Here is a 13,107-nt window from a genome sequence, read left to right as displayed (position 1 = left end):
GTAGATTTCACACATGCGCTGGCCCGACCTTCCCCCGCTGAACTCGCTGCTCCCCTTCGAGGCGACCGTGCGGCACGCGAGCATGACCCGGGCCGCCGAGGAGCTCCATGTGACCCACGGCGCGGTCAGCCGTCAGATCCAGAACCTGGAGAAGTCCCTGGGTGTCACGCTCTTCGAGCGTGGGACCCGCTCCCTGCGCCCGACCGCTCAGGCCCGCCGCCTCGCCGCCGCCGTACGTGACGCGCTCGACCAGGTCGACACCGCGGCCCGGGAGGTGGCACGACGTGAGCGCGGTGGTCCGCTCGCCCTGTCCTGCGAGCCGACGCTCCTGATGCGCTGGCTCATTCCCCGGCTGCCGGACCTCGCGAGCCAGGTGCCGGGCCTCACAGTGCATCTGTCGGCGGGCGGCGGCCCCGTCTCCTTCGACCGGGACCCCGTCGACGTCGCCCTGCGGCGCGACGACTTTCCCGTACCGCCGGACGTGTGCCGGTCCCCCCTCTTCCTGGAGCGGATCGGTCCGGTCTGCAGCCCGGACCTGGCCGAGCGTCTCCGCGACGGGCACGGGTTCGCGGGCACGGGCACGGGCGGCATCACGGGCGGGGGCGGGACCGCGGGCGCGGGCGGGGTCGCCGGTGTGACGATCCTGCACGCGAGCACGCGCCCGGGAGCATGGGCCGACTGGCAGCGCCTCACACGTCGACGCGTCGAACCCGACGGTGAGCAGACCTTCGAGCACTTCTACCTGGCGCTCCAGGCGGCCGTCGCCGGCGTCGGCATGGCCATCGGCCCGTACGCGCTGGTCCACGACGACCTCGTGCGCGGCCAGCTGGTGGCGCCCTTCGGCCTGGTCGAGGACGGCACGGGATACCACCTGCTCAGCCCGCAGCCGCCCGAGCGGGACGAGCGCATCGCCGCACTGCTCGCGTGGCTGCGCGCCCAGGCGACCGGTCTCTGACGACGAAGCCCTCTGCGCGGACGGGCACGGGCACGCACGCGTGGCCACCGACAGTCGGCGGCTCAGATGCGGGCCTGGCCAGAGCGGGGAGGTAACTGGCAGGATCGCGCCATGCTCGCCTCGCTCTCCCGTGTCGTCCGTCGCCGCCTGCTCCAGGTGTCGGCGGCGCTGCTGGTGGTGTGCGGGCTGCTGGTGTGGTGGCTGGTTCCTTTCGGTCCGTCGGACCCGAGTGGCCGGGTCACCTTCAGTACGGGCGTTCCCACCGGCGTCTACCAGCGGTACGGCGAGCTCCTGCGGCAGGCTCTCGCCACCGATCTGCCGGACGTCTCGATAGCGCTCAAGGACAGCGAGGGCTCCCAGCAGAACCTCGCGCGCCTGGCCTCGGGCGAGGCGGACTTCACCATCGCGACGGCCGACGCCGTGGCCCAGTACCAGCGCGACCGGAAGCCCGGGTTCGACAGGCTCCGGGGCTCCGCGCGCCTCTACGACGACTACGTCCAGCTCGTCGTCCCCAAGGATTCGCCCGTCCGGTCCGTCGCCGATCTGCGCGGGCTCCGTGTCGGAGTGGGCCAGGAGGGGTCCGGTGTCCGGCTCATCGCCGATCGGGTGCTCGCGGCGGGCGGACTCGCCCCCGACGCCGACATCGAGCCGGTCTCGGCGGGCATCGACACGATGCCGGGCCTGCTGGAGAGCGGGAGACTGGACGCGTTCTTCTGGTCCGGCGGTCTGCCCACACAGGCCGTCCAGGCGCTGTCCGAGCGCATGCCGGTGCGGCTGGTCTCGCTGGAGGCGGCCCTGGTGGACACGCTGCACGACGCGGGCGAGTCGACGCGCCACTACCGCTCCGCGGTCATCCCCGCGGACGCCTACAAGCGGGCTCAGGACGGCCAACCGGTGGAGACGGTGGCCGTGGCGAACCTGCTCGTGACGACGGACACGGCGAACTCGGCACTGGTGGAGGGTTTGACCCGTACGGTGATCAGGAGCCGGGACCGGATCGGCGGCCAGGTCCACCCCGCCCAGCTGGTGGACCTGCGCACCGCGATCTACACGGAGCCGCTGTCCCTGCACGAGGGCGCGCGCCGCTACTACCGCTCCGTGAAGCCGTAACCACCACGCACCGCCGCTCCGCGAAGCCTTACCCCCCCCGCACCGCCGCACGCTCCGCGAAGCCTTAACCACCGCACACCGCCGCTCCGCGAGACCGCGGCCCACCCGGTGAGCCCCGCCCCCGGCGCAGCCCGCACGGCCACGGAAAAGCCCCGCCACAGCCTCAGCCCGCCCTGTGGGCCCGCCATCCGGGCCGACCCGCCTGCGGGGCCGCTCAGGCACCCCCGCCGCGCCCCTCAAAGCACCCGACCGCGACCCCCTCAGCGCCCCTGCGGCCCCGTCCTCGGCACCGTGACCGTCACACGCAGCCCGTGCGGCTCGTTCGGCGCGTAGGCGATCGAGCCGCCGCCCGCCCCGAGCAGGACGTGGGCGATCGACAGGCCGAGCCCCGAGCCCTTGATGTTCTGGTGGCGGTTGCTGCGCCAGAAGCGGTCGCCGACCCGGTCGAGCTCCTCCGGCGTGAGCCCGGGGCCCGCGTCCGCCACCACGACCGTGCAGGTGTCGCCCTCGGACGCCACGGCGACCGTGACCTCCTCCCCCTCCGGGGTGAACTTCAGCGCGTTGTCGATCACCGCGTCGAGCGCGCTGGAGAGCGCCACCGGGTCCGCCCAGGCCGTGACCGCGCGCCGCTCGCCCCCGAGCCGTACGCCCTTCTCCTCGGCGAGCGGGCGCCACGCGGCGACCCGCTCGGCCGCGAGCTCACCGATGTCGGTCAGGCGCAGGTCGGCGGCGGCGTGCTCGGCGAGCGCCAGGCCCAGCAGATCGTCGAGGACCTGGGCCAGCCGCTTGCCCTCGGTGCGGACGGAGGCGATCTCCTCGTTGCCCTCGGGGAGTTCCAGAGCGAGCAGCTCGATGCGGAGCAGCAGCGCCGAGAGCGGGTTGCGCAGCTGGTGCGAGGCGTCGGCGACGAAGGCCCGCTGCTGTTCCAGGACGTCTTCGACGTTGTCGGCCATCTCGTTGAACGCGCGGGCCAGACGGCGCAGTTCGGGCGGTCCGCCGGCCACGGCGACCCGGGACTTCATCCGGCCGGTGGCGATGTCGTGGGTGGCCGCGTCCAGGACGCGGACGGGCCGCAGCACCCAGCCGGTGAGCCGGAAGGCGGCGCCGACGGCGAGCAGCATCGCGGCCGACTCGCCGGCCACGATGACCAGCCAGCCGGTGAGGATGCGCGAACGCAGCTGCCCGGTGGGCGAGTCGGTCACCACGACGGCGACGACGTCCCCGTCCCGTACGACCGGGGAGGCGATCGTCAGACGGGCGTCCGGCTGCCACGGCCACACCTGCGGCGGGTCGTGGCTGCGGCGCCCGAGCAGCGCCTCGTTGAAGGCGCGGCGGCCCTCACCCTCGTAGGGGACGACCCAGTCCTGCGGCGCGGCGGCCATGGCCCGGTTGTCGCGGTAGAAGATGCCGGTCCTGATGCCGTACACGTCGTGGTAGCTGGCGAGTTCACCCCTGAGGGTGGTGCGGCGCTCGTCGACCGTGGGCTCGGACTCGCTGACGAACTGGGCGAGCGCGGCGAACCGCGCCGCGTCGTCGAGCCGGTCGACGACGACGCGCTGCTGCTCGGCCGCGGCGAGGCTGGCGGCGAGCGGGAAGCCCAGGGCGAGCAGCACCCCGGCCATCAGGACGAGGAGGAGCGGAAGAAGACGCGTGCGCACGTGGGGCCCGGGCGGCTACGCGGCCGGGGCGACCAGGCGGTAGCCGACGCCGCGCACGGTCTCGATCAGGGCGGGCATGGCCAGCTTGGAGCGGAGCGAGGCGACGTGCACCTCGAGCGTGCGGCCGGTCCCCTCCCAGTTGGTGCGCCAGACCTCGCTGATGATCTGCTCGCGCCGGAAGACCACACCGGGCCGTCCGGCGAGCAGGGCGAGCAGGTCGAACTCCTTGCGGGTGAGCTGGACGGGCGCGCCGTCGACGCTGACGCGGCGGGTGGGCAGCTCGATGACGACGGAGCCGAGCCGCAGCGCGGCGTCGTCGCCGGCCGCGCCCCCCTCGTCGCCGCCCGCGTTGCGCCGGCTGACGGCGTGGATGCGGGCGAGCAGTTCCCCGGTGTCGTACGGCTTGACCACGTAGTCGTCGGCCCCGAGGTTGAGGCCGTGTATCCGGGACCGTACGTCGGCGCGCGCCGTCACCATGATCACGGGGGTCGTGGTGAGCTTTCGGATCCGGCCGCAGACCTGGTAGCCGTCCTGGTCGGGCAGGCCCAGGTCGAGCAGGATCACACCGTACGAAGGACGCTCGCCGTGCACGACGGGCAGCACCGCCTGGAGCGCCTCCTCGCCGTTCCGGGCGTGCGTGACCGCGAAGCCGTGCTTCGCCAGGACGGCGGACAGGGCCGCGGCGACATGATCGTCGTCTTCGACGAGCAGGAGTCTCATGGCCCCCCTCCGGTGGCTTCGTGATCGTGTGATGGCTTTCGGTCTACCAGGGCATGAACGCCGATGGTCGGTGTCACAGTCAAGTGTCCCCCTGTGGCGACCGGGTTTCCGTTATGCACCCGGTACGCCGTCGTGCGCCCCGTTCACACAGTGTGTCCGGCCGAGGCCTTATCGTTATCCTCAATTTCCGCTCAGATGTAATGACGCTCGTCGCACCGCGTGCCTAGTGTCCTCCCCAACCGAGGAGGACGGAGCAAAAGCCGATGAGCGGAGTGTCAGTGACCAAGGGCTCGGAAGACGCCGGTACGGCGGCGGGCGACCTGGTCGTACTGTCCAACGTGAACAAGCACTTCGGCGCGCTGCATGTGCTCCAGGACATCGACCTGACGATCGCCCGGGGCGAAGTCGTGGTCGTCATCGGGCCTTCGGGGTCCGGTAAGTCCACACTGTGTCGCACCATCAACCGCCTGGAGACGATCGACTCCGGCACCATCACGATCGACAACCGGCCTCTGCCCCAGGAGGGCAAGGAGCTGGCCCGGCTGCGCGCCGACGTCGGCATGGTGTTCCAGTCCTTCAATCTCTTCGCACACAAGACCGTGCTCGAGAACGTGATGCTGGGCCAGATCAAGGTCCGCAAGACGACGAAGGCGCACGCCGAGTCCACGGCCCGCACTCTGCTCGACCGGGTGGGTGTCGGCACCCAGGCGGACAAGTACCCGGCGCAGCTCTCCGGCGGTCAGCAGCAGCGTGTGGCGATCGCGCGTGCGTTGGCGATGGAGCCGAAGGTCATGCTGTTCGACGAGCCGACGTCGGCCCTCGACCCCGAGATGATCAACGAGGTCCTCGAGGTCATGCAGCAGCTGGCGCGCGACGGCATGACGATGGTCGTCGTCACCCATGAGATGGGTTTCGCGCGTTCCGCCGCCAACCGCGTGGTGTTCATGGCGGACGGCAAGATCGTCGAACAGGCCACGCCGGACCAGTTCTTCAGCAACCCGCGCAGCGACCGGGCGAAGGACTTCCTCTCGAAAATCCTCCACCACTGACGACGGTCAGCCTTCATCATTCACCCTGCTGACCAACAACCCACGAACCAAGGGATGTTCACCATGAAGCTCCGCAAGTCCGCGGCCGTGGCCGTCGCCGTGCTCGCGCTCACCGCGACCGCCTGTGGTGGCAAGGAGGGCTCCGCCGGCGACAAGCCCGCCGTGAAGCCCGGCGACTCGAGCGCCCCGCAGCTCCCCAAGTACATCGTCGCCACCGACGTGAAGCTGGAGTCTCCCACCTTCAAGGAGGCGCAGAAGCGCGGCAAGCTGATCATCGGCTCCAAGGCCGACCAGCCGTACCTCGGCTTCGAGGACCAGGCCACCAAGGAGCGGTCCGGCTTCGACGTCGAGATCGCGAAGATGATCGCGGCCGACCTGGGCTTCACCGAGGACAAGATCGAGTGGAAGACCGTCGACTCCAAGCTCCGTGAGACGGCGATCTCGACGGGCCAGGTCGACTACTACGTCGGCACGTACACGATCAACGACAAGCGCAAGGCGCAGGTCGGCTTCGCGGGTCCGTACTACAAGGCCGGCGCCGACCTCCTGGTCCGCAAGGACGAGACCGCGATCACCGGTCCGGAGACCCTCAAGGGCAAGAAGGTCTGCTCCATCACGGGCTCGACCCCGCTGCAGGAGATCAAGAAGCCGCAGTACGGCGCCCAGACCACCGAGCTGGCGAAGTACTCCGACTGCGTGCAGCAGCTGCTCACCAAGCAGGTCGACGCGGTCACCACCGACGACGCGATCCTCAAGGGCTACGCCGCCGCCAACGCCGGCAAGCTCAAGGTCGTGGGCAAGCCGTTCACCGAGGAGCCCTACGGCGTCGGCATGAACAAGGACGACAAGGTCCTGCGCGACAAGATCAGCGACATCCTCGAAACGCACATCGGGGACGGCACGTACAAGAAGATCTACGAGGCGACCCTGGGTCTCTCGGGCTCCGCGTACGTCGCGCCGCCGACGCTCGTCCGCTACTGATCCTCACCTGAAGTCGAGCGCCCCGTACGGGAGTACGGGGCGCCGCTCCTCCTGCCCGTAAGCCGCTGACAGCCGACGCGGAGACCTCATGAACGTACTGCTCGACCATTTCCCGGAGTTCCGCGACGGCTTCATAGGAACCGTGTCGATCACCGCCGTCAGCTCGGTCATCGCGCTGGTCCTCGGCGTCGTCGTCGCCGGCTTCCGGGTGTCGCCCGTCCCGCCGCTGCGCTTCTTCGGGACCGCCTGGGTCACGCTCCTGCGCAACACCCCGCTGACGCTGCTCTTCCTCGTCTCGTTCTTCGTCGTCCCCGAGATCCTCTTCCCGGGCATGAGCCCCTTCGTGCTCGGCTCGCTCGCGCTCGGCTTCTACACCTCGGCGTTCGTCTGCGAGGCCGTCCGCTCCGGCATCAGCACGGTGCCGCTCGGCCAGGCGGAGGCCGCCCGCTCGCTGGGCATGACCTTCGCGCAGACCCTGCGGATGATCGTGCTGCCCCAGGCCACCCGGACCGTACTGCCGCCGCTGAGCTCGATCTTCATCGCGCTCACCAAGAACTCGGCCATCGCGGGCGCGTTCAGCGTCACCGAGCTCTTCGGCTGGCAGACGCTGATGAGCGAGCAGGGTTACGCCATCGGCCCCATCTTCGCCTGGGTGGCCGCCGCGTACCTGGTCGTCACCTTCACCATCAGCGGGATCTTCCGTCTCCTTGAGCGCCGCATGGAGGTCGCCCGATGAGTGCCAGCGTTCTCTACGACTCCCCCGGCCCCAAGGCGCGCGTCCGCAACCGGATCTTCGCCGTCGCGGGCACCCTCGTCATCGTCGCGCTGCTCGCCGTGAGCGTGCTCCGGCTGGCCGACAAGGGCCACCTCGACCCCGCGATGTGGGACATCTTCAACTACGCGGGCATCCGGCAGAACATCGCCGACGCCCTCGTCGCCACCCTCAAGGCCTTCGGCCTCGCGGCGGTCGGCTCGCTCGTGCTCGGTGTGCTGCTCGCCGTCGCCCGGCTCTCCGACCACGCGCCGGTCCGCGTCGTGGCCACCGGCTTCATCGAGCTGTTCCGCTCGATCCCGCTGCTGATCACGATCTACGCCGTCTGGGTCGCGTTCCTCACCGACTACTCGATGTGGGCGCTGGCCATCGGCCTGTCGATCTACAACGGCTGCGTCCAGGCCGAGGTCCTGCGCGCCGGCGTGAACGCCGTGCCGAAGGGGCAGCGGGAGGCCGCGTACGCCCTGGGCATGAGCAAGACGCAGGTCATGACGACGGTCCTGATGCCGCAGGCCGTCCGGGCGATGCTGCCGACGATCATCAGCCAGCTGGTGGTCACCCTGAAGGACACCTCGCTCGGCTTCGTCATCCTCTACCCCGAGCTGCTCTACTCGGCCCGGCTGATCGCCTCCAACACGCAGGTCAACGGCCAGTACCCGTACGTGTCCACGATCGTGGTCTTCGGCGCCATCTACATCGCGCTGTGTCTGGCCCTCTCCTCGCTCGCCACCTGGATCGAGAAGCGGGGCCGGCGGGCCAAGACGGGGATCGCCGTCTCCGAAGCCGGCGTGACGGGGGTCGCCCAGGGCAACGAGGCCGTGCTGATCCCGCCGACCCGCACCGAGGCCCCGGGAGGCTTCGACGGTGTGGCGCCCGGCGGAGACGGGTCGCACCGCGGCGACGGCGCCGACGGGACCGGCATCACGAAGAACTGACAGTATGTGACATCATCCGGGGGCAGTGGCGGTCGCGCCGCTGCCCCCGTCGCTTGACGCAAGCACCCGCAATGGGTTGCATACGTTCTGTGATCACGCACCGGGCTCGCGCCACACTTCGCTGTGCTACCCGCATGACCGAACGGCCTTCAGGAGCCGCGCCGTGGACCCGGTGATCATCGTCGGCGCGGGGCCCGTGGGCCTCGCGCTCTCCCTTGCCCTGGCCTCGCAGGGCGTCCCCTCCGTCGTGCTCGACGAGGGCCCCGGCAAGGACGAGCCGCGCCCCGCACGGACCGTCGTGCTACGTGCCGACATGGCCGCGATGGTGGAGCGGCTGGGCTGCGCCACGCTGCGTGACGAGGGGGTCCGCTGGGTCGGTTGGCGCTCTCTGCGCCGGAAGCAACAGATGAGGCACATCGAGCTGAGCCTCGGTCTCGGCGGTACGGAGAGTGACGACGCGGGCCCGGCGGCTCCGCTGCACATCCCCCAGCACGCGCTCGGCCGTGGTCTGCGCGACGCGATCGCCGGGCAGGAGCTGATCAAGCTCGTCGGCGACGCCCGCCTCGACACGATCGAGCAGGACGAGCGCGGCGTCACGGCGCACACCCGTGGCCCCGACTCCGGCGGCAAAGGGACGTGGTGGCGCGGCAGCCACCTGGTCGGCTGCGACGGCGCCCGATCCACGGTGCGCAAACTGCTCTCGATCCGCTTTCCCGGCCGTACGGCGGTGGAGCGGCACGCGGTGGCCGCGCTGCGCGTGGAACTGCCCTGGCCGGGCGAGGCCCTGCTGCACCGTCAGCCGCCGTGGCGGGGTGGCGGCGAGGAGGTCACGGCCCGTCCGCTGCCGGACGGGGTCTGGCGGATCGACTGGCTGCTGCCCCCGCGGGGCGACCTCGTCACACCGGACGCGCTCGTCTCCAGGATCCGGGAGACGCTGGCCGGCTGGTGCGGCGGGGAGACGCCTCCGTACGAGTTGATCGACACCGGTGTCCACACGCTGCACCACCGGCTCGCGCGGCGCTGGCGCGTGGACCGGGTGTTTCTGGCGGGCGACGCGGCCCATCTCCTCGGGGCGGTCGGGACGCAGGGCCTCGACGAGGGGCTCAGGGACGCCGACAACCTGGCCTGGAAGCTCGCGTACGCCTGGCACCACGGGGCCTCGGACACGCTCCTCGACAGCTACCAGAGCGAGCGGCGGGCCGCCGTCGCCTCCCGGCTGCGGGCCGCCGACCAGTCGCTGCCGGTACTGCGCGGTGGCGGAGGGCTGCGGACGTATCTGCCCGGTGGCTCGCGTGGCCACGACACCTTGCTGACGGACGGGCACCTGGGGCGCGGCCCGCTGGGCGCGCCCCCCGCGTACCCGCACTCCCCCCTCGCACCCCAGGACGCCGGCGCGTCCCGGAGCGCGGTGGGCACGGGGACCGGCGCGCCGGTCGAGGACGTCCGCGTGACGGCGCCGGACGGCACGACGGTACGGCTCCGGGACCGGCTCGGCCGAGGCCGGCTGCTCGTGGTGCTCGTCGCGCCCGGCACGGGTGTCTGGGACCGGCGGCACTGGATGAGCGCGGGCGTGATGCCGCGGCTCGTGGAGGCGGTGCGGGCCCTGCCGGTGAAGGCGGAGCTGCTGGTCACGGAGGCGTATCCGGGGGCCGTGGCCCACACGGTCCTGCTCGTACGTCCGGACGGGCATCTGGTCGCCACGTTCCCCGGGGTCCGGCCCGACGAGCTGTACGCGGCGGCGGACGCGACCCGGGGCGGCAAGGCGGAGCCCACGGAGAGCGGCGTCGCCTCGGAGACGGCGAAGAGCGACCGTACCGGGGGGAGCGGGGCCGCCTCGCGGGCGGCGAAGAGCGACCGTACCGCGGACATCAATTGACCCTCACGGGCGCACATGGTGTACTCCGGAGCGTGACCGACACCGATGTGCGCCTGTGGCGGAGGGTCCATATGGATCTCCTCCGTTTCGCGGGCTGCGTGTGTCGCCCGTCCTGCTGAATTCGCCCCCCTTCGCGTGATCTCCGTCGCCGACGCGTTCGGCGCGCCGTGTCGCGCGCCTCTCTCCCGCGAACCTCAGGACGGTCCTCCGTGCCCCAGCATGTCTCCGCTTCCTCCGGCGCGTCCTCCGACTCCGCCTCCGCGCTGTCGGCCGCGCCCACCGCCGCCGATCTTCTGGACTTCGTCCGCCGCACGGCGGACGACACCGAGCTGATCGACTCCTTGCCGCTCGACCCCGAGGGCCGTACCTGGGTACGGCTGGAGGGCCCCGGCGGCAGCGAGGCGTGGCTCATCGGGTGGCCGCCCGGCACGGGCACCGGGTGGCACGACCACGCCGAGTCCCAGGGCGCGTTCGCCACGGCGCGGGGAACCCTGACGGAGAACTCCCTCGCGGTGCGGCTGCCTTCGGGTGGCTGGAAGACCCTGGAACTGGCCGACGGCGTCGACCGTGAGCGGCGGTTGCCGGCGGGCAAGGGGCGCGCGTTCGGGCAGCACCATGTACACGAGGTGCTCAACGAGTCCCGCGGCACGCACGCGGTGTCGGTCCACGCGTACTATCCGCCGCTTCCGCTGATCCGGCGCTTCAGCCGGTCGGGCGCGGTGCTCCGTCTTGAGCAGGTCGAGCGTCCGGAGGACTGGCAGTGAGCGAGCACGAGACGGCCGAACGGGTGGGAATCGACGAGCTTCTCGAGCGGGTCAGGTCCGGGCTCGACCGGATCGAGCCGCGCGTGGCACACGAGGCGTACGAGGCGGGTGACGCGCTTCTGGTGGACACCCGGTACGCGGCGCTGCGTGAGCGGGACGGGGTGATCCCGGGCGCGCTGATCGTGGAGCGCAACGAACTCGAGTGGCGGCTCGACCCGTTGGGCAGCCACCGCGCGCCGGAGGCGGACAGCCACGACCTGCGCGTGGTGGTGTTCTGCAACGAGGGGTACGCGTCCTCGCTGGCGGCGGCCTCGCTGCGGCAGCTCGGCCTGCACCGGGCGACGGACGTGATCGGCGGCTTCCAGGCCTGGAAGGCGGCGGGCCTCCCGGTCGTACGGCCGGACAGCGCGGCGTAGCCGGGTTCGCTCCCGCTAGAAGGGTTCGTCCAGGCCCTCGGTGTCCTCGCCCTCGGCCTCCAGGGCTTGGCGGACGACCCGTAGGGCCATGCCCTCCGGGTAGCCCTTGCGGGCGAGCATGCCCGCGAGCCGTCTCAGCCGGCGGTCCCGCTCGAGGCCACGGGTGGCGCGGAGCTTGCGGTCCACGAGCTCGCGCGCGGTGATCTCCTCCTGCTCGGAGTCCAGTTGCCCCACGGCCTCCTGGATGAGCGAGGCGTCGACGCCCTTGGTGCGCAGCTCGCGGGCGAGGGCGCGGCGGGCGAGTCCGCGCCCGTGGTGCCGGGACTCGACCCAGGCGTCGGCGAACGCGGCGTCGTCGATCAGCCCGACGTCCTCGAAACGCGAGAGGACCTCCTCCGCGACCTCGTCGGGGATCTCACGCTTGCGCAGGGCGTCGGCGAGCTGCTTGCGGGTACGAGGGGTCCCGGTGAGCAGGCGCAGGCAGATCGCCCGCGCCCGCTCAGCCGGATCCTGGGGCGACAGCTCCTTCTCGGCCCTCGACGAGTCGGCGCTGTCGCCCGGCCATTCGGTGCGACCGGTCACTGGCTCAGCTCTTGGCCGCCGGGGCCTTGGTCGCCTTGGTGGCCTTGGCCGCCGGGGCGGACTTGGCCGCGTCGTCCGCGGCGACCGGCTCCGTGGCACCCGCGGCGTCCGTACCCGCCTCGGCCGTCTCGGCACCCGGCCGGACGCCGACGCCCAGCTTCTCCTTGATCTTCCGCTCGATCTCGTTGGCGAGGTCGGGGTTGTCCTTCAGGAAGTTGCGGGCGTTCTCCTTGCCCTGGCCCAGCTGGTCGCCCTCGTACGTGTACCAGGCGCCGGCCTTGCGGACGAAGCCGTGCTCCACGCCCATGTCGATCAGGCCGCCCTCGCGGCTGATGCCCTGGCCGTAGAGGATGTCGAACTCGGCCTGCTTGAAGGGCGGCGCGACCTTGTTCTTGACGACCTTGACGCGGGTGCGGTTGCCGACCGCGTCCGTGCCGTCCTTGAGGGTCTCGATGCGGCGGATGTCCAGACGCACCGAGGCGTAGAACTTCAGGGCGCGGCCACCGGTCGTGGTCTCCGGCGAGCCGAACATCACGCCGATCTTCTCGCGGAGCTGGTTGATGAAGATCGCGGTGGTCTTGGACTGGTTGAGCGCGCTGGTGATCTTCCGGAGCGCCTGGCTCATCAGCCGGGCCTGGAGACCCACGTGCGAGTCGCCCATCTCGCCCTCGATCTCGGCGCGCGGGACGAGCGCCGCGACGGAGTCGATGACGATGAGGTCGAGCGCGCCGGAGCGGACCAGCATGTCGACGATCTCGAGGGCCTGCTCGCCGTTGTCCGGCTGGGACAGGATGAGGTTGTCGATGTCGACACCGAGCTTCTTCGCGTACTCGGGGTCGAGGGCGTGCTCGGCGTCGACGAAGGCGACCTGACCGCCGGCCTTCTGGGCGTTCGCCACGGCGTGCAGGGTCAGGGTCGTCTTACCGGAGGACTCCGGTCCGTAGATCTCCACGACACGGCCGCGGGGCAGTCCGCCGACGCCGAGCGCGACGTCGAGGGCGGTCGAACCGGTGGAGATCACCTCGATCGGCTCCTGGGTGCGGTCGCCCATGCGCATCACGGCGCCCTTGCCGAATTGCCGTTCAATCTGAGCGAGCGCGGCTTCGAGGGCCTTCTCGCGGTCGGTACCTGCCATGGGTTCCACCCGGTTTGCTTGAGTCGATCGCTTCATGTGAAAGACGCTAACCCCTGCCACTGACAATGGGCCCCGACGTCCCTCCGACCTGTGGATAACTCGCCCACAACCCCGCGATTCCAAGGGCCGGAATCCCATAAGAATGGATGTTCGA

The 13,107-nt window shown here is 71.1% G+C and carries 13 protein-coding genes; 9 read left to right on the top strand and 4 right to left on the bottom strand.

From position 1 onward, the window contains the following. Nucleotides 1–13: 13 nt before the first annotated feature. Together ACF1G2_RS28940 and ACF1G2_RS28935 are read left to right on the top strand one after the other, a co-directional pair. Nucleotides 14–955 carry a LysR family transcriptional regulator gene (locus tag ACF1G2_RS28940; protein WP_391801119.1) on the top strand — a complete coding sequence of 314 codons (942 nt, stop codon included), beginning with the start codon at nt 14–16 and terminating at the stop codon, nt 953–955. Between the two features lie 111 nt (nt 956–1,066). Beyond that, on the top strand, nt 1,067–2,065 hold the full coding sequence (locus ACF1G2_RS28935) for a TAXI family TRAP transporter solute-binding subunit (protein WP_391801118.1): 999 nt from the start codon (nt 1,067–1,069) through the stop codon (nt 2,063–2,065). Nucleotides 2,066–2,325: 260 nt separating this feature from the next. Here the strand turns inward: ACF1G2_RS28935 and ACF1G2_RS28930 are convergent, their stop codons facing one another. Both ACF1G2_RS28930 and ACF1G2_RS28925 read right to left on the bottom strand, forming a co-directional pair. Next, nucleotides 2,326–3,723, bottom strand: a complete 1,398-nt coding sequence (locus ACF1G2_RS28930) for a sensor histidine kinase (protein WP_391801117.1) — start codon at nt 3,721–3,723, stop codon at nt 2,326–2,328. A gap of 15 nt (nt 3,724–3,738) precedes the next feature. Then, entirely contained in the window at nt 3,739–4,443 is a 705-nt protein-coding gene (locus ACF1G2_RS28925; protein WP_391801116.1) for a response regulator transcription factor, read from the bottom strand. A gap of 263 nt (nt 4,444–4,706) precedes the next feature. Here ACF1G2_RS28925 and ACF1G2_RS28920 point away from each other — a divergent pair, with 263 nt between their 5' ends. From ACF1G2_RS28920 to ACF1G2_RS28890, 7 genes are all read left to right on the top strand, one after another. Next, nucleotides 4,707–5,492 carry an amino acid ABC transporter ATP-binding protein gene (locus tag ACF1G2_RS28920; RefSeq protein ID WP_391801115.1) on the top strand — a complete coding sequence of 262 codons (786 nt, stop codon included), beginning with the start codon at nt 4,707–4,709 and terminating at the stop codon, nt 5,490–5,492. A gap of 63 nt (nt 5,493–5,555) precedes the next feature. After that, on the top strand, nt 5,556–6,473 hold the full coding sequence (locus tag ACF1G2_RS28915; RefSeq protein WP_391801114.1) for a glutamate ABC transporter substrate-binding protein: 918 nt from the start codon (nt 5,556–5,558) through the stop codon (nt 6,471–6,473). 88 nt (nt 6,474–6,561) lie between these two features. Beyond that, a complete protein-coding gene (locus ACF1G2_RS28910; RefSeq protein WP_391801113.1) occupies nt 6,562–7,209 on the top strand; it encodes an amino acid ABC transporter permease in 648 nt (215 codons plus the stop codon). Then, a complete protein-coding gene (locus tag ACF1G2_RS28905) occupies nt 7,206–8,180 on the top strand; it encodes an amino acid ABC transporter permease (protein WP_391801112.1) in 975 nt (324 codons plus the stop codon). The genes ACF1G2_RS28910 and ACF1G2_RS28905 overlap by 4 nt, the downstream gene beginning before the upstream one ends. A gap of 163 nt (nt 8,181–8,343) precedes the next feature. After that, nucleotides 8,344–10,056, top strand: a complete 1,713-nt coding sequence (locus ACF1G2_RS28900; protein WP_391801111.1) for an FAD-dependent monooxygenase — start codon at nt 8,344–8,346, stop codon at nt 10,054–10,056. Between the two features lie 209 nt (nt 10,057–10,265). After that, complete coding sequence (locus ACF1G2_RS28895) at nt 10,266–10,820, top strand: cysteine dioxygenase (RefSeq protein WP_391801110.1); 555 nt, start codon at nt 10,266–10,268, stop codon at nt 10,818–10,820. Next, the gene (locus ACF1G2_RS28890; protein WP_391801109.1) at nt 10,817–11,236 is read left to right on the top strand and encodes a rhodanese-like domain-containing protein; all 420 of its coding nucleotides are present in this window, start codon (nt 10,817–10,819) and stop codon (nt 11,234–11,236) included. Before ACF1G2_RS28895 ends, ACF1G2_RS28890 begins: the two co-directional genes overlap by 4 nt. Nucleotides 11,237–11,251: 15 nt before the next feature. Here the strand turns inward: ACF1G2_RS28890 and recX are convergent, their stop codons facing one another. Next, nucleotides 11,252–11,818, bottom strand: a complete 567-nt coding sequence (recX, locus tag ACF1G2_RS28885; protein WP_391801108.1) for a recombination regulator RecX — start codon at nt 11,816–11,818, stop codon at nt 11,252–11,254. A gap of 4 nt (nt 11,819–11,822) precedes the next feature. After that, the gene (gene recA / locus ACF1G2_RS28880; RefSeq protein WP_391801265.1) at nt 11,823–12,962 is read right to left on the bottom strand and encodes a recombinase RecA; all 1,140 of its coding nucleotides are present in this window, start codon (nt 12,960–12,962) and stop codon (nt 11,823–11,825) included. Between the last annotated feature and the right edge of the window lie 145 nt (nt 12,963–13,107).

The sequence above is a fragment of the Streptomyces sp. NPDC013457 genome, assembly GCF_043089925.1.
Taxonomy (GTDB): domain Bacteria; phylum Actinomycetota; class Actinomycetes; order Streptomycetales; family Streptomycetaceae; genus Streptomyces.
This window is presented reverse-complemented; position numbering and strand designations above follow the sequence as displayed.

Excerpts from the sequence above, each read along its gene's own strand:
- ACF1G2_RS28935 (WP_391801118.1), top strand. The coding sequence starts at position 1,067 with ATGCTCGCCTCGCTCTCCCGTGTCGTCCGTCGCCGCCTGCTCCAGGTG.
- ACF1G2_RS28925 (WP_391801116.1), bottom strand. The coding sequence starts at position 4,443 with ATGAGACTCCTGCTCGTCGAAGACGACGATCATGTCGCCGCGGCCCTG.
- ACF1G2_RS28905 (WP_391801112.1), top strand. The coding sequence starts at position 7,206 with ATGAGTGCCAGCGTTCTCTACGACTCCCCCGGCCCCAAGGCGCGCGTC.
- ACF1G2_RS28915 (WP_391801114.1), top strand. The coding sequence starts at position 5,556 with ATGAAGCTCCGCAAGTCCGCGGCCGTGGCCGTCGCCGTGCTCGCGCTC.
- ACF1G2_RS28920 (WP_391801115.1), top strand. The coding sequence starts at position 4,707 with ATGAGCGGAGTGTCAGTGACCAAGGGCTCGGAAGACGCCGGTACGGCG.
- ACF1G2_RS28910 (WP_391801113.1), top strand. The coding sequence starts at position 6,562 with ATGAACGTACTGCTCGACCATTTCCCGGAGTTCCGCGACGGCTTCATA.
- ACF1G2_RS28940 (WP_391801119.1), top strand. The coding sequence starts at position 14 with ATGCGCTGGCCCGACCTTCCCCCGCTGAACTCGCTGCTCCCCTTCGAG.